The following is a 24,878-nucleotide window of genomic DNA, read 5'->3' as shown; positions in this document are numbered from 1 at the left end:
CGGTTTACCTATTCGATCTTGATACCAACAGCGTTCTGGATTCCGTGTCGCTCGCACAGATCTTGCGTGATGGTGCGGCACTTTCCGGCGGCGGCACGCTGGAACTGGAAGCTGACGACCGCTTCGGCAGCGCGGTTGATTTCGACGGCCCCGGCGGCATCCTGGCGGTCGGTGCATCGCGAGACGATTTCCTGGGCTTCGACCAATCACTCAGCCTGCTGGACGATACGGGTGCGGTTTATCTGTTCCAGCTGAGCACCACCGATCTTTCACAAGCACCTGAGTTGCCGATCGTTATTCGCGATGGCACACCGTTGGTGGGCGGTGGCGTCTTTGATCTGCGTGCCAACGAATCGAATTCCATCAACGCACAACTGGGCGGCGATCTTTTCGGAACCAGCGTCGCGTTGGACGAAGACGGAAACCGTCTGGCGGTCGGTGCCAACGGGTTCACCAATTCATTCGTCTATCTGTTCGAAATCAACCCGACCAATCTGGCCGCTGCGCCTAATCTTGCGCAACGACTGGGCAGCGATACGCTAACCACTTTGGGTGACCTGGACGCGGCCGGCTTCGGCGAAAGTGTTGCGTTGAACGCATCGGGCAGCATCCTAGCCGTCGGTGCCCCCGAGCTGAACAACCGCGCGGGCGGCGTCTATCTATTCAACCTGATCAGTCAAAACTTTGGTCAGCCGGCAAGGTTCCGACAGTTGGTCGAAAACGGTGCCGGCGGACCGGTTTCAGTAGGGCAAGCCGAGTTTGGCAGCGGCGTTGCACTGAACGCTGTCGGCGACCTTCTGGGCGTCGGTGCCGAAAATCTTGGATTCCTCAACGGTGGCGTTTTCGGTTTTCAATTGGACCCATCGGACTTGACCGCTGCGCCTAACTTGCTGATTCAAGTCTCCGACGGCGTACAGATCGGTGACACGACCATCGAAATCGGCAACGAATCTTATGGAGCGGACATCGCGCTGGATGCGGCCGGTACGCGTGTCGTGGTGGGTGCACCGGGTTTTGATGGTGACAACCGCGTGGCACAAGATTCCGGGGCCGTGTCGCTGTTTGATTTGGAATTCACGGGGACCTCGTTCCGCTATGAAGGCCGACGACTCAGCACCGATGCCATTTCAACCACGATGCCAGACGTGTCAGGCCTTGGACTTGCAGTCGAACTAGGGTCGAACAAAACACAACTTGCCGTCAGTTCGCTGGGCCCTGAATTTGGTGACGAATTCGGCCAAGTTCATTTCTTCTTGCTGGACGAAGACAACCTGAACACCGTGCCCACCCTGGTGACCACCCTTCGCAATGGTGTGGGCATTGATACGCCGGTCGGGTTGGAAACGCTTCAGTTGGACGATCAAGACATGTTCGGCAGCTCGATCTCCATCGCCGACAACGGGAATCTGCTGGCGATCGGTGCAGCGGGTGATGATGGCGTCGGAAACATGGACATGAACTCCGGTGCAATCTATCTGTTCGAGGTTGATCAGACCGATCCGGTGGTTCCACTTTCGTTGCCGCAAGTCATCCGCAATCAACAATCTCTGAGCGGCGGACAAACGTTGATGCTGGGCGACAACAGCGGCTTTGGTGGTGCCATCGCGCTGACCGAAGACGGCCAGCGGCTGGCGGCCGGAGCATCGGGCGATTCCAAGGTCTTCCTGTTTGAATTCGGTGCCGGCGGATTCATGGGGCCGGCGACACTTGCACAAACGATTCAAGATGGAACTACGTTGGCTGATGCCTCGACGCTTGACATTCCGTTTTCGCCCATCGGTTATGGCCTGGATGTGAACGCCGATGGTTCCCGGCTGGCGGTGGGAGAGCGAAACGGTGCGGGCGGTGGCGTCTATCTGTTTGAGTTAAACGCCAATGATTGGAGCCAGACACCCGACTTGGCCCAGGAGCTTCGTCGTGGTGTGACGCTGGCTGACAGCAGCACTTTGTCTTTGGTCGCCGGCGGTGAATTTGGTCGCGGCATCTCGTTCAATGACGCCGGCGACCGCTTGGCCGTTGGACAGCCGTCTGACTTCAATCTCAACAGCGTCTTCTTATTCGAACTGGATACCAACGACCTTGGCGTTACGGCGGATCTGAAACAGGTCATCCGCAACGACACGCCACTCGCATCCGGCGACACCTTCCAGGGCGGCGATTCAACGTTCGGCCAATCCGTTTCACTTGACGGCAGCGGCGACCGACTGGCGGTCGGCAACCCGGACCAAAATCGTTTCCATTTGTTCGATTTCGGCGGCGGCGGATTCGAGCAAACGGTCAATTTGGCCCAATCGATTAGCAACGATTCGCCGCTGGGCGGATTGGTTGAATTGCCCGCCTTCAGTGGATTCGGTGGCGCCGTTGCATTGAGCGGGACCGGCGAACGATTGGCGGTCGAAAGCAACCGATCGATCTATCTGTTCGATGTCGACACAACCTTGGCATCGGATCCCGTGCTGGGACAAGTCCTACGTTCCGGATCGGGGCTAAGTGACGGGACGATCCTGGACATCGATCTTTCCGATTCCGATTTCGGCAACTCGCTCGCGCTCAACGGCGCCGGTGACATCTTGGCGGTGGGCGATCCAGAAGACCGCGGCGCGGTGTTCTTGTTCCAACTCGACGAAACGGACTTGAGTCAACTTCCTTCGCTGGAACTCTTGCTGACGGATACGTTTGGCGCCCCAGTTGAATTGGATCTGGGCTTTACGGATCGATTTGGTTTTTCGGTCGACTTGAATGACGCAGGAAATCGGTTGGCGGTTAGCGCCATCGGAGACCAAGGCGCATCGGATCTTTCAGGCAACAGCACGGGAGCGGCCTACGTCTTTGATCTTGATCCGGACAACTTGTCTCAAATGCCAACGTTCCGGGCTTTGATTCAAGATGGAGCGACATCGGGGATGGGGCAGGTCGTCGACTTGGACGCTGTGGATTTATTCGGTTTTTCTGTCGCATTGACGAATGACGGAAATCATCTGATTGTCGGTGCGCCCGGCGACGACGGCGTCGGTAACCTGTCGATGGATGCGGGTAACGTCTACGTCTACCGCGTCCCGGCGGTCGGAGTGCCTTCGAGTGACACATTCGATCTTGCTTTTGATTTCGCGGGTTCTCAGAATCTGATTGGTCCCGAATTCGCCATTGAGGCAGGAGATCGATTTGGCGCATCGGTTGCTTTCGCCGGGCCAGGCGATTTCTTCGCAGACACCGCCAACAACAACATCTTTGGCCAAATCGATGGCCACGGATTAGCGGTCGGTGCTACCGGTGACGACGGAGCATTCAACAACTCGCCGGACTCCGGTGCGATTTATCTGTTCGCCGAAGCGGCGTTCAATGGAGTTGACGATACCGGATTTGAAAACGGTGGCTTGACCACTTTCTTTGATGTCCTGAGATTTCCCGGATCCGATGCGCTCGGCAGTGCTGTCAGTCTAAATTCCGGAGGGACGCTGCTGGCAGTTGGAAACCAAGCTGATTCAATCGGCACGAATGACATCCGCCCCGGTGTCGGTAGCGTTTCGCTGATTTCATTTGGTAGTTCCTCAGGGTTTTCACTGACCGGCGATTTGACGTTTAGCGATTTCCCCGCCGACACCACCTTCATTGATCCCGATGACATCGTGGCGATCTTGAACGCGGGCAACGATCTGGTTCTGCAGTTCAGTAACGATCTAGAGATTCGATCCGACATCATCACGGCACTGACCAGTACGGGTGAATTGACGCTCGAAGCTGGTCGAAATATTGATTTCAACCCCGGTACCACCATTAATGTCGCAGATGGTTCGTTAGAGCTGATCTTCAATAATACGGAAGATTCCAATCCCGCTCAGCGTGAACCCGGCCCCGCACGTATGAATCTGGACAACGTCACGCTGACAGCGACGGGTTCAGATTCGCAGATCGGTTTGAGGACCGCCGGTTTTGGATCAACGGCCAATCGAGACGCGATGATCAGCATCACTGGTGGTTCCCAGATTTCGTCTTCGACGATTTTCATTGGCCCGGAAAGTGGTTTGCTTGGAGTGGGGGCTGTTTCCGTCAGTGGTGGCAGCACCATCGAGGGCAATGGCGTGGCCATCGGAGGCGTATCTATCCAGTCCAGTGATGCTGCGCTCGATATTTCGGGACCCGGCACTTCGATTACCTCGAGAGACGGGATCTTTGGCGGTGCCGTTGGATCGGCCCGATTTACCAATGGTGCCAGTATCCGCAATACCGGGTCGGGGCCGATCTTTTTCAACCTGGACGAAGAAGTGAACAATTCGGTCAACCCATTCGGGCTTGTCATGGACAAAGCAAGTTTGACCAATGCCGATGGCGATATTCAGATCTTCTACACGCAAAACAACGAAGCCACGAACGGAACCTTCCTTTCGCTGACCAATTCACAGATCATTGCCTTCAATTCCGGCTCCGTGATCCTGAGCGACAGCAGCACAGGCGGAGTCGATGTTGATTTGGCGGGCTCCGTCATCTCCGGACGAGAAGCATTGATTGTCCTTAACAACGGATCCTTCGATGCCAACCCCGGCACTTCCTCGATCAACCTTGAGGCCGGATCGCAGATCAACACTGGTGACGGTGGCGAATTGCGAATGTTTTTACCGCTGCAGGCCGGCGTAAATATCAGCAACAGTTCCAGCTTCAATGGAATCTCGGGTGGCAACCTGTTCGACGAGAGCGGTAATTTGCTGAATAGCTTAGGGATTGGCGAGCAAAACGATTTGCTGGCGGTGGAAGAGCTGCAAGGCTTCCAATACCAAGGCGTTCCTGACGCTAATTATTCGTTCTATCTGGCATCGATCGACCTCACCCCCGGATTGTTCTTCACCGCCAACGACGGCCAGTCGACGTACGGTCAAACTCCAATCGATCCTGGTCTGTCAATCACGCGTGGCGTGTTGCAAGAAGGCGACACACTGCAGAGCATCGGAGTGGGAACCGATTTTGACCTGACCCAGTTCTCCGATGCGGGAACCTACACCATCAACGTCGAAGCGTCGGACCTGGATCCCAAGTACCGATTGTTGGGCACTGCCAGCGGAACCTTCACGATCCTGCCAGCAGATTTGTTCGTGACCGGCGGCACGTACACCAAGACCTACGGCGACACGTTTGTCTTCCCTGACAACGACTTCACTGTCGAAGGCCTGGTCAATGGTGAAATGATCGGTCCGGTTCAGTGGCTTAGCCTTGGCACCCGTCCCGATGCCGATGTCATGGAGACTCCCTACGCGGTCGGCCTGAACGTTAGCGGACAAGGGACTTTCAATCCACTGAACTACAACATCTCGTTCTCCAATGGTGGATTGACAGTCGTACCGGCCGATTTGGTCGTCAATCCTTTGAGCCAGCAGAAGACCTACGGCGATTCGATGTTGGACCGCACTCGCTTCGAAGCGATCGGGCTGAAGAACGGCGAAACGATCCAACAAGTCAGTTTCAGCTCGCCGGGCATCGCCGCAACCGCGAACGTTGGCAGCTATGAATTGGCCGCATCGGGAATTGCTGCGGGCGGCAATGGGTTCGACGCCACCAATTACAACATCGAACTCGGATCGCTTTCCGGTGGATTGATGGTCACTCCCGCACCGCTGGTGATTTCGGCGAACAACCAGTCAAAATTGATTGGCGTCGAATTCGTGTTCAATGGCACGGAGTTCACGGCGTCCGGCTTGAAGAATGCAGACACGATTGACCAGGTCGACTTGGCCAGTGAGGGAACCTTCGCCGATGCCGAATTGGGGCAGTATCCGATCATCGCCATGAATCCGATGGGCGATCTTGATTTTGGCAACTACGAAGTCACCATCAACAACGGCGTCTTCACCGTCCGCGATGAGATCCCGTTGCCCGAAGTGGGCATCCGTACCGACGACTTGGTCTACGACCAGTTTGGACGGTATATCGATTTCGCCAACACGGTCGATGTGTTGACGCCCACCAACACCGGTACGATCAACCTTGGCCCTTCCCCGTTCAGCGCGAACGAAGGCGCCGACTCGGATGACGCCACGCAGACCGATGAACCCAGTGGCGACGTTTACCTTCCAAGCGCCATTCGCAACAGCAGCCGAGACTAGACACGGCTTGTCGTAGGGTCGGATCCCGACATCGGAACCGACGTCGCTAGCCGAGATTGCAATTTGTTGCAACGAGTTTTCAATTCCCACGTTGTGACGAACGTTCCCTCGCCAACGTGGCCCTGGTCACGCCAAGCACGGACGAATCGCCCCTGACAAAATCGCCGATGGGTGCCAGGGCCGATTGCACTCGGGCCGGCCGCTTTTTCGCTATCAACCGATCGAACCATACCGATTGACGTCGGATGAGTTCGATCTGGCCCGGATCAGACGTTCGAATTGTTCCCGTCTGATCTAAACTGCACGATCTCACTGTTGCACGCCCCCCCCCCGTGAAGATTCCGATGAAACTGTTCGCTATTGTCTGCATGCTGTTGCTGGTCAGTCCGGCGCTGCATGGTCAAGAGTCCGCTGACAGCACTCAGGCGACCACCCAGCAGGCCCCACACCCGGCGCAACCGTTGCTGGACAAGGCACTGGCCGCATTCAAAGAAAGTGACGCCACAGCCGCGATGGAGTTGTTCCAATCGGCATACAACCAGCATCCGGATCTGCCGCCGGGCGAAGTGATGTTTGCTCGCCTTGCCTACGCGACCGGAAACCGAAGCAGCGGACGCACCGCTCTGGAACGTGCCGCCGAGAATCATGGCAGCGACCCGGAGGTTTGGAACATGCTTGCGGAACTGGCCATCGGCGAGGGACGCATCGCTGAAGCAAAGGTGTTGTTCGAAAAAGCGTTGGAGCTGTCGGAAAACTACGATCGTAATGAGACTCGGAAAAACAAACTGACGGCGACGGCTCATGCCGGCTTGGCCACGATCTATGAACGACGTCAAAAGTGGGCCGCGGCAAAACCACATCTTCGTGCTTGGATCGAATTGGACCAACGCAACGAAGCGGCCTGGAATCGGCTGGCGGCGGCACATTTCCAGCTGGAAGATTATGAATTTGCCAAACAGACGCTTCAGAACCTCAGCACGTTTTCAAAGTCCGGTGTCGTTCCCGAAGTCGCCATGGGGCGAATGTATCAGGCCGATGGAAAGCATGAACTGGCAAAGAAGGCGATGCTGAATGCGAAGCAGGCTGGTCAAGATGACGCGCAAACACAGATCGCCGTGGGACTGTGGGCGATGGCGGCGGGCGAGCAACAACTGATGCAGCAATGCGTCAATCGCGCTAAAGATCTGGTGCCGGACTCTCCCGCAGTCAACGCGATGCTGGGAACCGTCAAACGTTTTGAAGGTGATTCTGTGGGCGCCGAGAAGATCTTCGCGGAACTGCACCAGCAGAATCCGGCAAGCTTCGACGCGACCAATGGCTTGGTACTGTCATTGCTATCGCAAGACACACCTGAAAAGCATCAACTTGCGCTGCGTCATGCGGAAGTACTGTTGAAAAGCAACTCCAACACGAAGACTCAGAAGGGACGCGCCGCGGTGGCCACCTACGCGTGGGCTTTGTTTCGGATCGGCAAGACCAAGGAAGCCGAACAAGTCATCCGAAAAGCAATCCTTGGTGGCGAATTTTCACCCGAAGTCGGATACTTCGCCGCCGCCATTTTCGAATCCGTTGGCGAACTGGACGCCGCCAAACAATTCGTCCAGGCGGCCCTCAACAGCTCCGTCGCCTTTCCCGAAGAAGACGACGCCCGCGCGTTGCTGACACGCTTGTCGAAGTAACGACACCATCCGGATCGATCCGGCGGCCGGAAAACGTCATCAACGCGACACTTTACACGCAAACGCAGTCCACCTGAGCCATCCGAAGCGCACTTCCAAAAGTGGAGTTGTCGTTGCCAACATCAGTGACCTGGTTCCATACAATCAAGACCTGTGGATCACGAATGCTTGTTGGTTCTTCAATTATCCCGCTGTCTCTATTTGGCATTTAGCGGGTACGTTTTCGATGGCCGCGAGCGAGGAGCTGGAAAACACAGCAGGGGTAAGACGATGCGTCGTGCGTTGATGCGATCGGTTGGTTTAGTATGTTTGCTGCTTTTGTCAGCAGAGCCTGCATCTGCTAACGTTGCGCAGGGCGACATCGGCATTGCGATCGCGGGAACTGTGACGAATGAGTCTGGTGATCCGATCGAATCTGCCGAGGTCTATGTCCTGGGTGAACTAGCGAAGTTTGCTCAGTCAATGTTTCCGTTTCGTTCCCCTGGACAGACCGCAACCACCACTGATGCAAATGGAAACTGGTCGGTTCTGATCATTCGTGGTGATCAAAGGTTCGTGCAAGGCAAGAGCGTACGAATCCTGATCACTGCCGAGGGCTATCAGGCGACTGTCCGCGAAGTCACGTTTGCCCGATGCTTTTCCGGAGAACCAATCGCAACGTCGCTCAGCCCAACGAGCAATTGGAACTTGACCGTCTTTAATTCGACTGGTCAGCAGGTCGAAGACGGGATGCTGTATCCCGCGAACATCAGCGGTGTCGAACTGCCGCAACGATTCGACGATCAGTCCGAAGCACCACTGGCAACAAACGTTGATGCGAACGGGGTTGCGACGATCGGCTGGACAGATGCAGCAAAGCTTTCGTCCGTCTACTACGGATCTAGCGAAAGGGGATACCAAAGGCTCGACCTTTCGTTCGATTCCGACCACGCCCCACACGTCATGTCGCATCCCGTTCGTCGGCTATCTGGCGAACTGTTTGTTACCAGGGGCGAAAACGACGACGAAGGCTTTCCTTCTCATCCGCACTTCGATGGTGTCAAGTTGGTCCTTGCGACTCGTCGCACCGGTGAAGCGCTGGACCAAGCCACCGCGTGGAGCGAAGCCACGGTCGATCGCCAGGGTCGATTCACCAATCTGGCGATCGTCGATGGCGATCCACTGATTTTTGCCGTCTTCCCAGACGACTTTCCGTTTCAGCTTGGGCGACAGTTTCTGTACAAAGAACTCGTCCTTCCGACGGGAAATGATCGACTGAGAATTCCTTTGGTGCCCGGCGTCCATGTCAGCGGCGAGGTGCGACATGCGGCCACCGGCGATCCAATTGGCGGAATTTTCATCGACACACATGACGTCACATGCCGACCGGCGATCTCGACTCGCGACGGAAGATTTTCCTTCTGGTCGGATGAAGGACGGATCGGATTTTATCCCGTCGACGCGTTTGGCTCCTACCTGATTGATGAATCGTCATATCAATACCCTCAGCAGATCCCCAAGGATCGCCGGGTGGAGGTCAACGCGGTGCGACTGAATCCGATGTCGTCAGCCAAGGGTAGAGTGGTCGATACCGGCGGTCGTGAAGTGGTGGGTGCCGAAGTTGCTTGCACGTTCAAACGCGGCCGATCGACGGTGGAAATGCAGTACTTCACCGATTCGCACGGCCAGTTCCGCTTTCATCGCGTTTCCGACGGAACGTCGGTGACTTTGACCGCTCGACATTTGCAAAGCATGACTGAGCAACCGATCACGATGGAGCTTGCCGCCAAATCGGAAGTCACGTTGGTGCTTCAACCGCGATTCGCGCTTCGAGTGGTCGGCCGGGTGGTCGATGCACTGGAGCGTCCGGTCAAGAACGCTCGGGTGCAAGTTCGTGTGCGTCATGACGTTCAACCTGAAAACATCCGTGGCCGCAGTTCACTTGCCCATCCGCTGTTTGAACAACAGGCATTCTTGCTGACAGATGCCGATGGTCGCTTTCACTCCCCGACGACACTCGCCTGGGACCGACCAATTTCGCTTAGCGTTCGAGCCCCAGGAAAACGGACCTTCAATACGTACTGGATAAATGCCAAATCGAAAGCGAAGCAAAACGGTGTGTTTGATTTCGGCGACCTGCGGATGTTCGATCAGCCAAATTCACAATTGCACAAAATTCGGGTCGTCAATGAGTCAGGCCAATCGATCCCGAAAGCCCGCGTCGTGTCGATTGGTGCACGGACGCGGCGTGCCGCGGGAATCAGCGATGACTCCGGCAAGGTAACTTTACAACTGATGAAAGGAACGCAAATCATCGCAGCCCACCGACACGGTTTTTTGCCCACGTTCCACACTGTAAACGATCCCGCAGAAATCGAATTGCTTGTGCTCCGCGACGAGGATGCTCGCGTCCCCAAACGAACCGCAGCGGTTGTGACTGACGCGGCAAAAGAAACTGCAGCAAAGCGGCTTTTGAGCCGATTGCCCCAACCGGCCACCGATGATCCCCGGGCCAGGCGTTTCGCATACCTGACGGCACTGGCCGTGGCCGATTTTGACCGGGCAGTGGCACGACTTCGCGACCAGGCCGATCACCTGCGCGACGAAAGCTTGCTTCTCCCAAGCATCATGCGGTTGGGTGCTCGCGGCGTGCAGTCCGAACAATTGATGACGCTTGTCGACGATGACTGGAAAGCCTCGTTCTTGCTTCAACAGGCCGAACATATCGACGACAAAAAACTTGTCGAACAGAAACTGTATCAGGCGCTGTCATTGATCCAACCAAGCAGCGGCCAGGACGCCTTGTCGTTGACCGGCCTCATTGCGAATGCACTATTGAAAGCCGGCTTGACCGACGTGGCCGTCAATTTGCTGCATGAAACTTGGAAACAGCATCACGAATTGCAATTCATTTTGGACGACGGCGAACGTTCAATAGGCACTGCACTATCACGAACATTCGCGCCCTTCTATGCAATCGTTGATTTGGAAAAGTCCAGGAGACTGATCGAGCTGACCGCGTTGGCTGATGAAGTCGAATCGTTGAAAGCCAAAGCGGATTTGCTGGTGGCGATGTACGCGCCACATCATTGGGAAGCGATCCGTCATTCGGATCCTCAACGCCGACTAACCGCAAATAGTTTTCTGAGCTTTCGCGACGAATTTCCAACCAGTGACTTTCAAATCGGTCGACGTCTGTTGGACCAGATCGAACCTGATGGACGGAAAGCCCGGCTATTGTTACTGCTGGCCCGACAAGCCCACGACGCATCGCCAAAGCAACGTTTGACGCTCGCGGTCGACGCTTTGAGGCTTCATCGCACTGCAATCGAACAATCGCAAAGCGGACTTGATGGGGAATCGGCTGCCGGCGCGGTCGCGATGGTGGCCCAGTGGGATGCCAAACTAGCTGAGCAGTATGCTTTCGAGGCGTTCTGGCAGAGTCGTAAAGATGAAACGATGACTCAGTTCAATGTGCCTTCAACCTTGGCCGGTGGGTTGGCCGGATGGGATCGTGGAATGGCCCTGGCTCTGGTGGAGCCCTGTTTCGATGATTGGTCTTGGTTGTTCGGTGAGCGGGACTTCGACGTGATCTTTACTGTGATTCATCCGTTGAGAGCCATGGCGCACATCGATCCAACACGAACGGTACGGCTGGTGAATGAATTACTTGAGACACATTTATCCGAAGACATTGGCAGGCACTACGACGTCGTGCGAGGCATCGTCAACGAGTTTCGTCAGTTATGCCGCACGGATTTAGGTGTCAGAACGCCCGACGGAAGTTGACAAGAATCCCGGCTGGAGCGGCTGCATTGCGTCTGGAATCGATCGCATGTGAAATCCGGTCGCAAGATACCAACGGCACCTTTCGAGTTCGATACGATGGTGGCGGGGAAACGGGGCATGCGTATCGGTGTTCCGCTACCCAATAACATTTGAAACACCGGTCAATTCGGTACGGCTGCATCCATCCGCACCTCCGGTCATTCATGACCCAACAACAACACGATCCGCGCCGCCTTTCTGTTTGGAAAGCCCCCAGGAGACCCGCTGTGAAAGCGTTCACCGCAACGTCATGTGTTTGCGCCCTTTTTACCACCGTCATGTTTGTGCAACGTGTCGACGCGCAAACTCCGGCGCGTCCCGATCTTCTGGTCGCCGACTTTGAAGGAGCGGACTATGGCGCGTGGAAAGTCGAGGGTGACGCGTTTGGTACCGCCCCGGCCAACGGAACTTTGAAGGGACAAATGCAAGTCAGCGGCTTTCGTGGCCAGCGTTTGGTCAATTCATTTCATCAAGGCGATCGCAGCACCGGAACGCTGACATCACCGCCGATCACCATCGAACGACGCTACCTGACGTTTCTGATTGGTGGTGGCGGGCACGCGGGCAAGACTTGTATGAATCTGCAGATCGGCGGACAAACAGTGCTTACCGCGACGGGTACCAACACGCGTCCGGGCGGCAGCGAAGCATTGCAACCTGCTTTCTGGGACGTCGGCGAATACGAGGGCCAGACGGCGAAGATTCAAGTCGTCGACTCCGCGACCGGTGGATGGGGGCACATCAATGTCGACCACATTGTCCAGTCCGATACGAAACCGAGGCTGCCCGATTTTGCGGCTCGCGAAAAGACGTTCACGATCGATCATCGGTACCTCATCATCCCCATTGAGAACAAGCCAAAGGCCCAGGGTCGGATTCAAGTCTTTGTCGACGACCAAGAGGTTCGTCGTTATGCGTTGAATATCGCAACGTCGGCGGAAACGACCGACTGGTACGCGTTCTTTACGTTGGATGCCTATCGCGGCCAGACGGCTCGCGTTGTGGCCAACAAAGTGACCGCGGAAGGATTTGCGCTAGTCCGACCATCGGATCACATTCCAGGTGAAGACGACTTCTATCACGAACCCCACCGGCCTCAGTTTCATTTCACGCAAAAGGTCGGCTGGAACAATGATCCCAACGGGATGGTCTATCACGACGGCACATGGCACTTGTTCTTCCAGCACAATCCGGTGGCCCTGCCTTGGGGAAACATGACATGGGGTCATGCGACCAGCAAAGACCTGCTGCACTGGCAACAGCATCCCAACAAACTGTTTCCCAAAACGATGGCCCAAGGTGACTGCTTCTCTGGCGGTGCCACGGTGGATCAGCACAACACGGCCGGTTGGGGCGAAAACACGTTGGTCGCTTTTCTAACCGATACGGGTGCCGGCGAATCGATCGCGTACAGCCAAGACGGCGGGAAGACGTTCACGTGGTACGAAGACAACCCGGTTGTCGAACACAAAGGTCGCGATCCCAAAGTCATTTGGTACGCCTACGATGACGCCGACTCGCCACTGAACGATGCGGCAAAGAAGTTGGGTGGCCACTGGGTCATGGTCGTCTACGACGAACATCCGGAACACAAACGCAACGCAGCGTTCTATACGTCGACGGATCTGAAAGATTGGACCGAACAGAGTCATCTGCCCGGGTACTATGAGTGCACCGAATTGTTCGAATTGCCCGTGGACGACCAGCAAGACAACACACGCTGGGTCGTGTTCGCCGCCGATGCCAAGTATGCGATCGGAACGTTTGACGGCCGCGTATTCACTCCCGAACACGAAGGCAAACACCAAGTCCACTGGGGACCGTACTACGCATCACAAACGTTTGACAATGCCCCCGACGGCCGGAAGATTCAGATGGGCTGGCTCCGAGTTTCTTCGCCTGGTCCGTACAACCAACACTTCAGCTTTCCGCATCGCCTGACCCTGCGAACGACCGAAGACGGCATCCGAATGTTCGCCCAGCCGATCGAGGAGATCACACAACTGTGGGCGTCCAGCCATCGCGCAGAACCACAGCCGATGATCGGCGACCAACCGGTTCGGTTACCTGTGGAAAGCGACCTACTGGACGTGCGTGTCTCCTTTGAGGTCGGGACGGCCAAAACAGTCAAGCTTGAGATCCCAGGGCGTACGATCGTCTACGATGCGAAGGCACAAACGTTGAACGACGTTCCGTTGAAGACGATCAACGGCCGCGTTGACATTCAAGTCCTGGCCGACCGCAGCCTGACCGAAATCATCGGCAACGACGGACGCGTTTTCATCAGCGGAAGCGGTCCGGCCAAGATCGGCGGGACGGAGATAACTATTTCCGCGATTGGTGGAAACGCCAAGCTTCTTCGGCTCGATGCCCACGAACTGAAATCCATCTGGAACCAATAGAGGGTCAACCTGCGATGCTATCCATTCAACATACTACCGTCGGTTTGCGACTGATGGCCGGCCTGTTGTTGGTCGTTGCTTCGGCGGCACCATCGCTGGCGGCGGAAAAGCCAAACATTCTGATCATCTTCACCGATGACCAGGGCTACGCCGATCTTGGCTGCTACGGCAGTCCAACAAACAAGACGCCGCGACTGGACCAATTGGCCGCGGAAGGGACACGATTCACGTCGTTCTATTCGCAAACGGTATGCGGCCCCTCACGGTCCGCTCTCTTGACGGGCCGTCAACCGATTCGCAGCCGCGGCTGGGGAATGCCGGCTTCGGAGATCACGTTTGCCGAACTGATTCGCCCTGCCGGATATCAAACGGCATGCATTGGTAAATGGGATGTTTCCAATCGCAAAGCGATCATCGAACGCATGCCTCTGGCACAGGGGTTTGACTATTACTTTGGAACGCTGGGCGCAAACGACAACGGCAAAGTCGCCTTTCACGAGAACGATGAACCGGCCGGCTCGACCCGCGACATGGGAAGCCTGACCGAGCTTTACACTGACAAAGCGATCGACTTTCTTCGGCAACGTCGAGATCCGGACAAGCCGTTCATTCTGTACGTCGCCCATACGATGATGCACACCATCATCGATGCCTCGGACCGTTTCCGCGGCACGTCGGACGGCGGACTTTACGGTGATGTGGTCGAAGAGTTCGATTTTCAAACGGGGCGACTGCTTGATGTCGTCGATGAACTCGGCCTGCGTGACGACACGCTGGTGATCTACACCAGCGACAATGGACCATGGAATCAAGACAAGTACACGAAACGGAAGAAGGGGCATCCCGAGGGATCGATCTTTTGGGGCGACGCCGGCCCGCTGCGAAATGGTAAAGGGTCTCCCTACGAAGCCGGCTATCGCCTGCCTTGCATCGTGCGGTGGCCCGGCAAGGTGCCTGCGGGAAGAGTGAGTGATGCCATTTTTGCCACGATCGACTTCATGCCGACATTTGCCAACCTTGCAGGCTACGCGATTCCCGACGACCGCCGAATCGACGGAATCGATCAGACCGATCTGTTGCTGGGTAAACGAGATACCGGACGAGACTTCTTTTACTTCTCGCGTGCGGGCGTTCGGCAAGGTCGCTGGAAATACTTGAAAGCCGACGCGCATTTCCATGGTTACGCCGTTGAAGACGATCGTCCGAAAGCCGAAGAGCTTTATGACTTAGCCGCCGATCTAGGCGAGCAGCAAAACCTTGCAGCAAAGTATCCAGACAAGGTCGCAGAACTACGCGACCTGATGCGTTCGATCGAAGGCACTGACGCCCTCCGGCCACAAGACAGCATCCGTTGACCGCACATGGGGGCAGGCTTCTGGCGACGCGTCTTTCCGGGCATGAATGCTGGCGCATCCAGCTACAGGGATAGACACCGCGTCGATAGGCAGCGTCAACTACGCTAGGCCGCTTTGAACTGGACGTGATCTTGTGGTTGTGTTCGCAGCAACTTGTCCCCGTGCTTGACCATCGTTGCGTCGGCGACCTCGTAACCGTGTCGAAACAGCAAGCTGAATTCGCCGTGGCTGAGTCGTCGCAACGTGGTTTCCATGTCGGCAACCCGTTTGACTTCGTCTTCGGTCAACGCATCCTGGCCGTTCAATCGGCTGCGGGCGTCGCTGCCTTTGCTGCGCAGCCCCAATCGCAGATAGGCTCCGCATCCGGGATTCTGTTGGAAGAAGTCGATCAGCATGCGGGCGCGAAGACTGCGGATCTGATCCGTCGCAACGTCGACCAGTCGCAAGGATGCCTCCACATAACCCGGATGTGCTTTGGATCGGCGTGGGGTGCCCGCAAGTGCACGTGAGGCATCGCTGACCAATAGAAAGTCGGTTCCTTCACGCAGACCGGCACCGGGCTTGAACAATGATTCGACGCCAAGGTTGTCGTACACACCGCCATCCCACAAGTTCAAGCGTTTGTAACCTGGCTCGACGACTTGCCAACGATCCTGTTGATGCTCGGCCCATCGGTGGTCGCGTGTTTTGACGACCAGAGAACCGATCAAACCGGGAACGGCTGCGGATGCGGCCAGAGCGTGCGAAAGACGAAAGTCAGGATTGCGCACGTACTTGGTTTGGTAGTCCCCCATCACGTCGCGCTGGAAACGCCAGTTTTTTCCCGTTTGGTAGCACGTGGCGTTGATGATGATGCGGGGTGATTCGGGCAGGTCGGCCAATTTGCCGTCGATACCCCAGTGCCTACGCAGCGTGTCGCCCAGGACCGATGCTCTGCCACGTGCAAGACGCCAAGGGAACGTCAGCGATTTGAAAACAAACGACCGCTGGACGTCCTGTGTCGTCAGCAACTGGTGAATCTCGGGCACGACGTGACGCAGGTATTCTTCGCTGGACGGCCAACGGTAACCCGATCGTGACAGGACAAGACCGGCCGCCAGGCTGCCACCGGAAACACTGCTGAGCGTGCTCACATTGCCCAGCAAGTCTTGACGGGCAAGACGCGCGAGCACGCCGAGGTGAAACACGGTGGCACGAACGCCGCCGCCGGAAAACGCGAGTGCAATCTTCATGGATCCGGCGGAATACGGGGACAGTCGGCGCGTGAAACGCGGCTTTGCGGCAGAACGAATGCGAGGCACACGAGATCCGCCGATCGGGTTAGTTCGAAACGTGGGCAACGGTAGCCGTTTTCGGTCCCTGAAATCCAGGCAGGTTTTTGCTTTCGCTTTGTCCCCACGGCAATCGGCCTGAACCTTCAATAGGTGAACTCGAACAGAGCACCATATCCATCCGATGTGGCCATCGGATAAAGTTGCAGACGACCGTCAGCGAATTGTGTGCGGTCCACGGCACTGGCCGCCACAAAGGCCATCCACCAGCCCAGGGCAACCTGAGACGGATAATGAGCGTCGTCGTTGACACGTGAAAGCGGACCGAGAAGTGAACCTGCGTAGTAGGTAGTTTTCAGCCATCGGTTCTCCGTCATCTTTGCCGCGTTGATGAAAGGCAACGACGACATGAATGCATGCCCGCTGACCCCGTTGTTGTCCGCCCAGGGACTCCAATGGGACGAGTCAACTCCGTCTTCGATAGGGCGAGAGCCACCGGTCAACTTTTGAGCCAAGATGAGTGGCGGTGCCCCCACCAAAAAGGAACGCAGTGATCGCTCACCCCACTCCGACGATACGGCCAACGGTGGCGAGTCGTGAAAGTATTCTCCTAGCGCCCAAGCGCCGGCAAAAACAGGCAATGTATAGATCCCATTGCCCAATTCCTTGTTCGCGTGAAGAAACTCGAACCACTCGTCACTGGTCGCGCCGCGCACGCTGGATTGAAAGTGGTCTTGAATCTCGTGATCCAGTTGCGTGTTGGCAATGGCCGCGCCCGCCAAGAAACCGCCCGCAAGCATGCGAAGCGATTTCATTCCGTAATAGTTTCGGTGGTCGTCCATGACTCGGTGCCAAAGCGTCGATTGCTCGGGACGCTTCGATTTCAGCGGCGGCGAGCGGATTTCCCATTCACAGTCGGATGGCAAGGCGGGAAAACCAAACTGCGCATTCAACGAGTTCAGCGAGTCTGATTCCGACTCTGTCGTGTTGTTGCGGCTGAAATCGTCAGAGTCGACGTGACGCCACGAACCGAACGACAAGTCCCCTGCCCCGGCGGTTTGACTTTGTGGGCTCGGTACAGATTGTGCGGAGGTCGACGTCTCCTGAGTCAGCAAGAAGAACAGGCCCCCAGCCAGAACGTGGGAGACGCGGGAGAATCTTTGTTCACTCGACTGGCGTTGCGTCCAAAAAAGTTTGCAATCGAATGACCCTCTGAACAGCCTCGGACCGAAGTTCGGCCATCCATGAAACATTCGATCGCTGAATCCGAGTTTTGACTGTACCATTCGCTCCTCGTTTCTGGGGTGGCGGCACGGTAGCGAATTTCAAAATTCATCGAGCGAGGGATTTTCCTGACGCAGCGAGTTTCCATCAAACGGTCGTGGCGGGGACCAGAGCGGCGGCCTGGTTTTGGATCCATTCATGCAGGTCGTCATGCATCACGATTTGGACATCGTGCACGCCGGTCACGGTGTACCGCCAACAATTGCTGATCAGTCCCCACCGCGTCGGCTCCATGTGAATGTCGCGATACAGCAACTGCAGTGGCGGGTGAAAAAACGAAAACGGCGGCATCAACGACAGCAGGATGCCATCGTCGCCGACTGACACCGTGACGATGCCCTTGTAAGAATTCCAGCCGATGTCGCGTCCAGTCAAAAACACCGTCTGCATGGTGCGTTTGGCGACAACGGGCGTCACCTGGCGGGTCGGTCGTTGATCAGCCCGATACTTTGCGGCCAGCCGATTCCACCGCCGTGCATGGGCTTTGGACACCGTGACCATCAACGCAATAAAAACGCTATAACCGAATAGGTGCAAGATAATCTTTTCCGTCATGATTCGCTTCTCCCCACTTGGTCGTCTTCGTATCGTTTCAAACGGTCAGCAACCCGAGAACGTATCCGCTTGATGGATTGATCGGATTGGCCGGGAAAGAATGGCATGTCCGACTCCGGTACGCCCATGCGTGCCAGAGCGAATCGCCACTGGTCCGCTTCCTTGGACGTTCGCATGATGGGGGATGGGCGACGCAGAAACAGTTTGCGAATTTTGGGTGCGGCCGCGACTCCATCGGGACCCATCCGGACCAAAGCTTCGCGAATGCCATCGACCAATCCGCGACGTTGTCGGTAATCATCTAAAGTCACCGCGTGATCCAAAGCGGAGTTCAGCATTTGCATGGCGACGGCTGGATCCAAATCGGCCAGCGTTGCCATGAAAGGTCCCGCATGGCAATAGAGTTCCGGTGTGTTCCAAATCTTGCGGTGTTCGAGCGTCGGTTGGGCAAACGTTCCGGGCGGAAGTGTTGCCAGAAACTTTGCAAGCCGATGCCGTAAATCCGCAGACGTATGCTCCATCACGATCCGCTTGGCATAGGCATCTCGCATGGCAACAGGAAACTTCTTTTCGGAAAAGACATCCCGAATTGAATCGTCGATGTCGGTCACGCGATCATCGGCAACGATTCTTGCGATCAGCGCATGGTCAGTTGCCACCGTGTTGAAGAAAAGCAGACCGAGATACCGCTTGGAAAGCTCCAGCCTGGCCTGTGGCGCGTCTGGATCATCCAGTGCTTGAGCGACTTCTTCGCGAAGCGTGTCCAGTAATTGGGGATCGGTGCGAGGCAAAGACAAACCAATCGCGGACAACAATTCCGTCTCGGGACGCAATGAAATCGGTCCTGTCGTCAGCGTTTGACGTCCGATGTGAAACGATGCACTGGAGATCGTTCCGGCACCACAGCTGACATGAAAGCCGAAATAGAACATCGGGGCCGGCACCGATTGCTTGTGAAAACGTTTGCGAAGGCGCACCGTTCCGTTAGAGTCGGCGACGGTGACCTCGCGCAAATCGAGTGTCGGGTATCGTCGCTTTTCCTGGACACGAATGACCCAGTCCGCGGATTCCGCTTCAACGGGATTCACTCGATGCAAACGTTCGTTTCCGCACAAACGCAACGCCCAGTCCGCCTCAATGGCTTTGCGTGCGACGATGATATTTCGCCCCGTGCGAGTTTTGATCAGCGGAGGATACTCATGGATCAATTGCCCAGGATTGCTGGGGAACAGCCCAACCGGATCCGTCGGGTCGGCGTCGACCAATTTGTAAGCGTTTGTTTGGACGGTGTTACGGTTCCGTGCCGGCTGAACGTCCTGTCCAATGGCTACGGTGACACTGTTCACATCTGCTGAATCCAATAATACGGTGCACAGATAATCGCACTCTGGATCGCCACGACGATCCGGAATCTCGACTCGCACGTCTCCGTCCAAGTGGATCAACGCGTCGGGCGACACATCCGGTGCTTGTTGTGCGTGATAATCCCGAAGTGCGGCCGTTCGGAACGGCTGCATGACGGCCCAACCCAACAGCAACGCCAAGCCGAACGCAACGACGGTTGATGCCACGACAGAGGTGATCGGAAGCACGCGGCGGATCAGCGCCGTCGCCGCCAGGTAGACGAAAACCGTCGGGGCCGCCGTCAAAACCAACCCGGGAATGATCAGAAAGAGATAGCCGAAGACAACCGACATGGGGGCCGCCATCGCCAGACCGGCCAACAGACCGGTGATGATCAACGCGTATTTCATCCGCAGAATCGCTACAACACGCACGGTGTTTTAGGAGCAACCGTCCGAGCCGTGCCAACCGGACGCACCGCAACCCGGCAACCTGCCGGAAGTCACACGGAAACATAGGTCGTGCGGGCAGACGAAATGGGCAGAAAGTTCAGGCGTTGTGGCGTGAGATATGTTGCGACGATGCCGCGTTGGCTTGCGATACGTTCACAGAGCGAAAGCTGACTTTGGTTCGGCCGTCTACTTTCCGAACTCGCCGAACGTTCCCGGAAGTCGCGATACATGGGCGTTCAATATCTGTTTCATCTCACGCAGCTTTCCCGCGTACTCCGGCACGCCGGCCAAGTTGTTCCGCTCGCCCGGATCTTCGTCCAAGTTGTACAGCTGGTCGCGGTCATGGTATCCCGGCAGACTGCCTGTCGAACCGCTTTCGGCATCACCGCCACCGGGGATCGCGGTCAGATGGCTGAACGGCAGACTCGGGTCTTCGGTCACGATCCGAACATGCCGCCGTCGCCGGGCGGCGTTCCAGTTTTCCAGAATTCGTGTCCGCTGTTCCATCGACATGTTTTCAATTTCGGCCGGGTACCGCACCGCCAAGTACTTCCACGATCCTTTCCGGACGGCGCGGGTGTAACCCAGCTCGAAATACAAGACGCGATCGCTGGGTTCGGGCATTCCGTTCAGATAACCCAGAAAGCTCTCACCATCGAAAGCCCCCGTCGATGGATCCAGTCCGGCGATTTGCACGATGGTCGGTGCAAAATCGACGACGTGAACGATCGCATCACTGGTCGATCCGACCGGGAAACCGCCCGGTCGCCACACAATGCTGGGGTTGTGCACGCCGCCTTCGTACAAGGTGCCTTTGGCTTTCTGACCGTGATCGCTGTAAAAAAAAATGACCGTGTTCTGTAACTGATGGGTCTGTTCCAACTTCTCGATCAGTGCGCCCAACGCGTCGTCCAGCCACAACAGATTGCACGTGTCGTCGTTGACCGAAAGCCCGGCTGTGCGAATTCGTTTTGGAATTGTTTGTCGCGCGGGTTGGACATCGGGAACACGATCCAAATAACCAAGTGGCGAAATTAGCGGATCGGCGTTCCATGATTGCGGACCATTGGTGGGACCATGAGGAACAGTCGTCGCGATGTACAGAAAGAATGGGCGATCATGATCCTGGTCCAGAAAGTTGACCGCCCCTTCGGTGATCCATTCCATGTTCTGCACCGCGACTTCGTGAAGCCCCAAGAAGTGCGGGTTGTTGTGATAAACACGATCAACGTAATCGAATCCAACCTCACGAATTGCCTGGCAAACCTTGTCATGATTGGCTTTCAAACGTGCAACGTTTTCGGGGGCCTTGGCACTGGCATCAAAATCCGGAAACGTCTTCAACCCCGCGACCTCGACCACGTGATTCTTCCCGACCATCGCAGTTTCATAGCCCGCCTGCTTTAGCATTCGCGGCAGCGTCGGCGTGTCCTGCATGATGTGCGTGTTGAACTCCACCTTGGTCTGACCACCATTGTCCTTGGTGGTTTGCAGGAAAGCGGGGTTCGTCGCGCGACTGGCATAGGTACCGGTCAAAACGTTGTAACGGCTCGGGGTACAAATCGGCGAAGCGCAATACTGGTTCATCATCACCACGCCCTCGCCCGCCAACCGATCCAGATTCGGTGTCAGATTGCGTCCTTTGCCTTCGGCCAAGCAATTGAAGTGACGCGGCAGCATGTCATCGGCAATGAAGAAGACGACGTTGGGCCGATCGGACTGGGAATGACTCGTATCCGCGCCCCGCGCGTTCGCACCGGCGAGGGTCGATGCGACGGCGATCGCCAACAATCCGATGAGTTCCCGAATCGGTACGTCGTTCATGGTGTCCCAAAAACTGCGATAAAGCGAAAAGTGAGCCAGAAAAGCCGCCGCGCAGCCTGCCGCGCCGGGTCCCGATTGTCAATTCGGCTGGGCCCCACTTGGACGATTCGCCGCCACAAGTCAAAAAAGACCCCCGTCCCCTTATGGGTAAGATGGGGCAAAACGAAGCATCGCCGCGCGAGCCGGGGCGGAGGTGCTTAGAATAACGATGGCTATTGTCTCCACCTTTTCTGTCTCTCCGTGAAATCCATGTTTCAGTCTCGAGTCGCTCTGTTTTCACTCATCTGGTTGGTCGCCCTTGCCGGCGTCGCATCGTCACAAAACGATGGCGAAATTCATCCATCGATTTGGCCAGAATCCGAAAGTCCGGTGGGCTTGGATCCGAAGATTGAATCGCGGATTACGAAGCTGATCAGCCAGATGACGCTGCGGCAGAAGGTCGGCCAGGTCATCCAGGCGGACATCGGTTCGATTCAGCCCGATGACCTGAAATCCTATCCGCTGGGGTCCGTATTGAACGGCGGCAATTCGGCACCCGGTGGCGACAATCGAGCCGATGCACAGGCGTGGCTGGATCTGGCCGACGCGTTTTACCAGGCCAGCCGTCAGTGCGATCTTCAGGGTGGCCCGTACATTCCGTTGATGTGGGGTACCGACGCCGTTCACGGTCACAACAACATCGTCGGTGCAACCTTCTTTCCGCACAACATCGGACTGGGCGCGACACGCAATCCCAAACTGTTGCGTGAGATCGGCGCCGTCACCGCCAAGGAGATTCGCGTCACCGGTCAAGAGTGGACGTTTGCGCCGACGATCGCGGTGGTGCGAGACGACCGTTGGGGACGAACCTATGAAGGTTATTCCGAAGATCCGGCGGTGACCGCCAGTTACACCGGAGAGTTGATCGAAGGCATCCAAGGCGTTGCCGGACATGACGACTTTTTGACGGGCGCTCACGTGATCGCCACGGCCAAACACTTCGTCGGCGACGGTGGCACGTTCGGCGGGAAAGACCAGGGCGACAACCAGATGTCCGAGGAAGACCTGCGTGACTTACAGGCTGCGGGCTATCCGGTGGCGATCAACGCGGGTGTCCAGTGCGTGATGGCTTCGTTTTCCAGTTGGCAAGGCAAAAAGATTCATGGCCACCGCGGTTTGCTGACGGATGTTTTGAAGGGCCGCATGGGGTTTGACGGATTCATCGTCGGCGACTGGAACGCACACGGCCAAGTCCCGGGCTGTACCGTCACCGACGCATTGCCCGTGTTAAACGCCGGCCTGGACATGTTCATGGCACCGGACAGTTGGAAGGGGATGTTCGAAAGCCTGATGCAGCATGCCGAAGCGGGCGAAGTCGACATGGCTCGACTGGATGATGCGGTCCGCCGAATCCTGCGGGTCAAGTTGCGGGCCAAGCTGTTCGATGCCGGCTTGCCATCGACCCGCGCGTTCGCAGGCGACTTTGACCAGCTTGGAAAACCTGAACATCGTGACGTCGCCCGCCGAGCCGTCCGACAATCGCTGGTCTTGCTAAAGAACAACGAGAACACGTTGCCGTTATCACCTTCGTCCACGATCCTGGTCGCCGGCGATGGAGCGGACAACATCGGCAAACAGTGTGGGGGTTGGTCGTTGTCTTGGCAGGGCACGGGCAACAGCAACGATGATTTTCCCGGCGGCACATCGATTTACGACGGGTTAAAAGCACAGATGACGGCAGCGGGCGGCGACGCGATCCTTGCGTCCGAAGCGGCCCCCGGGATCAAACCCGACGCGGTTCTGGTCGTCTTTGGCGAAGACCCGTATGCCGAATTCCAAGGCGACGTCGAAACATTGGCGTACAAGCCGGAAGACCGCTCCGATCTGCAGTTGTTGAAACAATATCACGATCAGGGTATCCCGACGGTCGGCGTGTTCCTGTCGGGACGACCGCTGTGGGTGAACGCAGAAATCAACGCGACCGATGCTTTCGTCGCCGCTTGGCTGCCCGGTTCGGAGGGCGTGGGTGTCGCCGACGTTTTGCTGGCGAAATCCGATGGCACGCCACAATATGACTTCCAAGGCAAACTGCCCTATTCCTGGCCGCGGACTCCGGACCAAACGCCGCTGAATTTGGGCGATGAAAACTACGATCCGTTGTTCGCGTATGGTTACGGCTTGACGTACGGCGATCAGGTGACCGTTGGCGAACTGGCCGAATCATACGACGCCCGAAACCTGGCCGGTCGGTCCCGATTTTTCCAGGCGGGTCGCGCGGTCGCGCCATGGCAGATGACGCTGTCGGCGGGTGACGAAACCGTGGCCGTTCGTGCCACCCGAGCCGCAACGACCGATGGGACCTTGCAGATCTATTCTGCCGACGAAAAGGCTCAGGAAGACATCCGCGTCGTTCGCTGGAACGGATCAGGTCCGGCCGCTTTTGCCTTCACGTCGCAAACGCCCGTGGAATTGGCGTCCGACCAAAAGTCGATCCGAATTCGGATGCGTGTCGACCAACCGGCCAGCGAAGACGTGACGCTGCGTCTATCGGCGGGCGGTTCATCCGCCACGGTGTCGATCACTGACCGGATCGCAGCGGCCGGTGAGGGACAGTGGGTGAATTTGACGGTCCCGATGACGTCGTTCTCCAATGCCGACGCCGCCCTTTCCGGTTGCTCGGGGATCGAGATCGCCACCGATGGGCGTCTGCAGATCAGCGTTTCCGACATCGATTTGCGGTAAATTCAGGGCAACGCCGGGTAACCCGCGGGCGGTTGTCACCACCAGACACCGCCGGTGCTTTTTCCGCGGTCGATTGCCAAGAATCCGCTGCC

Annotated in this window: 11 protein-coding genes; 6 read left to right on the top strand and 5 right to left on the bottom strand. The window is 56.8% G+C overall.

Translation table 11 applies throughout. The features are described from left to right. Nucleotides 1-1,136: 1,136 nt before the first annotated feature. The 5 genes from HFP54_RS26430 (at nt 1,137) to HFP54_RS13610 (ending at nt 15,335) form a co-directional block, all read left to right on the top strand. The gene (locus HFP54_RS26430; protein ID WP_390657375.1) at nt 1,137-6,092 is read left to right on the top strand and encodes a beta strand repeat-containing protein; all 4,956 of its coding nucleotides are present in this window, start codon (nt 1,137-1,139) and stop codon (nt 6,090-6,092) included. Between the two features lie 344 nt (nt 6,093-6,436). After that, a complete protein-coding gene (locus tag HFP54_RS13625) occupies nt 6,437-7,771 on the top strand; it encodes a tetratricopeptide repeat protein (protein ID WP_235951745.1) in 1,335 nt (444 codons plus the stop codon). Nucleotides 7,772-8,155: 384 nt separating this feature from the next. Further along, entirely contained in the window at nt 8,156-11,539 is a 3,384-nt protein-coding gene (locus HFP54_RS13620) for a carboxypeptidase-like regulatory domain-containing protein (protein WP_168565526.1), read from the top strand. A 317-nt stretch (nt 11,540-11,856) separates the two neighbouring features. Then, on the top strand, nt 11,857-13,980 hold the full coding sequence (locus HFP54_RS13615; protein ID WP_168565525.1) for a glycoside hydrolase family 32 protein: 2,124 nt from the start codon (nt 11,857-11,859) through the stop codon (nt 13,978-13,980). 14 nt (nt 13,981-13,994) lie between these two features. After that, complete coding sequence (locus HFP54_RS13610) at nt 13,995-15,335, top strand: sulfatase family protein (RefSeq protein ID WP_206036193.1); 1,341 nt, start codon at nt 13,995-13,997, stop codon at nt 15,333-15,335. A gap of 104 nt (nt 15,336-15,439) precedes the next feature. Here HFP54_RS13610 and HFP54_RS13605 read toward each other — a convergent pair whose 3' ends face one another. The 5 genes from HFP54_RS13605 to HFP54_RS13585 form a co-directional block, all read right to left on the bottom strand. Then, nucleotides 15,440-16,567 carry a patatin-like phospholipase family protein gene (locus HFP54_RS13605; RefSeq protein WP_168565524.1) on the bottom strand — a complete coding sequence of 376 codons (1,128 nt, stop codon included), beginning with the start codon at nt 16,565-16,567 and terminating at the stop codon, nt 15,440-15,442. A 185-nt stretch (nt 16,568-16,752) separates the two neighbouring features. Continuing rightward, complete coding sequence (locus HFP54_RS13600) at nt 16,753-17,532, bottom strand: phosphatase PAP2 family protein (protein ID WP_146413661.1); 780 nt, start codon at nt 17,530-17,532, stop codon at nt 16,753-16,755. A gap of 445 nt (nt 17,533-17,977) precedes the next feature. Further along, nucleotides 17,978-18,445: a hypothetical protein gene (locus HFP54_RS13595; RefSeq protein WP_146413662.1), complete on the bottom strand. Its 468-nt coding sequence runs from the start codon at nt 18,443-18,445 to the stop codon at nt 17,978-17,980. Then, nucleotides 18,442-20,199, bottom strand: a complete 1,758-nt coding sequence (locus HFP54_RS13590) for a hypothetical protein (RefSeq protein ID WP_168565523.1) — start codon at nt 20,197-20,199, stop codon at nt 18,442-18,444. The genes HFP54_RS13595 and HFP54_RS13590 overlap by 4 nt, the downstream gene beginning before the upstream one ends. Before the next feature lie 228 nt (nt 20,200-20,427). Beyond that, on the bottom strand, nt 20,428-22,065 hold the full coding sequence (locus HFP54_RS13585) for a sulfatase family protein (protein WP_168565522.1): 1,638 nt from the start codon (nt 22,063-22,065) through the stop codon (nt 20,428-20,430). A 249-nt stretch (nt 22,066-22,314) separates the two neighbouring features. On the opposite strand from HFP54_RS13585, the gene HFP54_RS13580 reads away from it, so the two are divergent. Next, complete coding sequence (locus HFP54_RS13580) at nt 22,315-24,786, top strand: glycoside hydrolase family 3 protein (protein WP_168565647.1); 2,472 nt, start codon at nt 22,315-22,317, stop codon at nt 24,784-24,786. Nucleotides 24,787-24,878 lie beyond the last annotated feature (92 nt).

It is taken from the genome of Crateriforma spongiae (assembly GCF_012290005.1).
Lineage (GTDB): Bacteria > Planctomycetota > Planctomycetia > Pirellulales > Pirellulaceae > Crateriforma > Crateriforma spongiae.
The sequence above is the reverse complement of the archived record's forward strand: the minus strand, read 5'-3'. Positions and strand labels throughout refer to the sequence as shown.

Coding starts and splice junctions, on each gene's coding strand:
- HFP54_RS13610 (WP_206036193.1), top strand. CDS start 13,995: ATGCTATCCATTCAACATACTACCGTCGGTTTGCGACTGATGGCCGGC.
- HFP54_RS13590 (WP_168565523.1), bottom strand. CDS start 20,199: ATGAAATACGCGTTGATCATCACCGGTCTGTTGGCCGGTCTGGCGATG.
- HFP54_RS13585 (WP_168565522.1), bottom strand. CDS start 22,065: ATGAACGACGTACCGATTCGGGAACTCATCGGATTGTTGGCGATCGCC.
- HFP54_RS13625 (WP_235951745.1), top strand. CDS start 6,437: ATGAAACTGTTCGCTATTGTCTGCATGCTGTTGCTGGTCAGTCCGGCG.
- HFP54_RS13580 (WP_168565647.1), top strand. CDS start 22,315: ATGTTTCAGTCTCGAGTCGCTCTGTTTTCACTCATCTGGTTGGTCGCC.
- HFP54_RS26430 (WP_390657375.1), top strand. CDS start 1,137: ATGCCAGACGTGTCAGGCCTTGGACTTGCAGTCGAACTAGGGTCGAAC.
- HFP54_RS13595 (WP_146413662.1), bottom strand. CDS start 18,445: ATGACGGAAAAGATTATCTTGCACCTATTCGGTTATAGCGTTTTTATT.
- HFP54_RS13605 (WP_168565524.1), bottom strand. CDS start 16,567: ATGAAGATTGCACTCGCGTTTTCCGGCGGCGGCGTTCGTGCCACCGTG.
- HFP54_RS13615 (WP_168565525.1), top strand. CDS start 11,857: ATGTTTGTGCAACGTGTCGACGCGCAAACTCCGGCGCGTCCCGATCTT.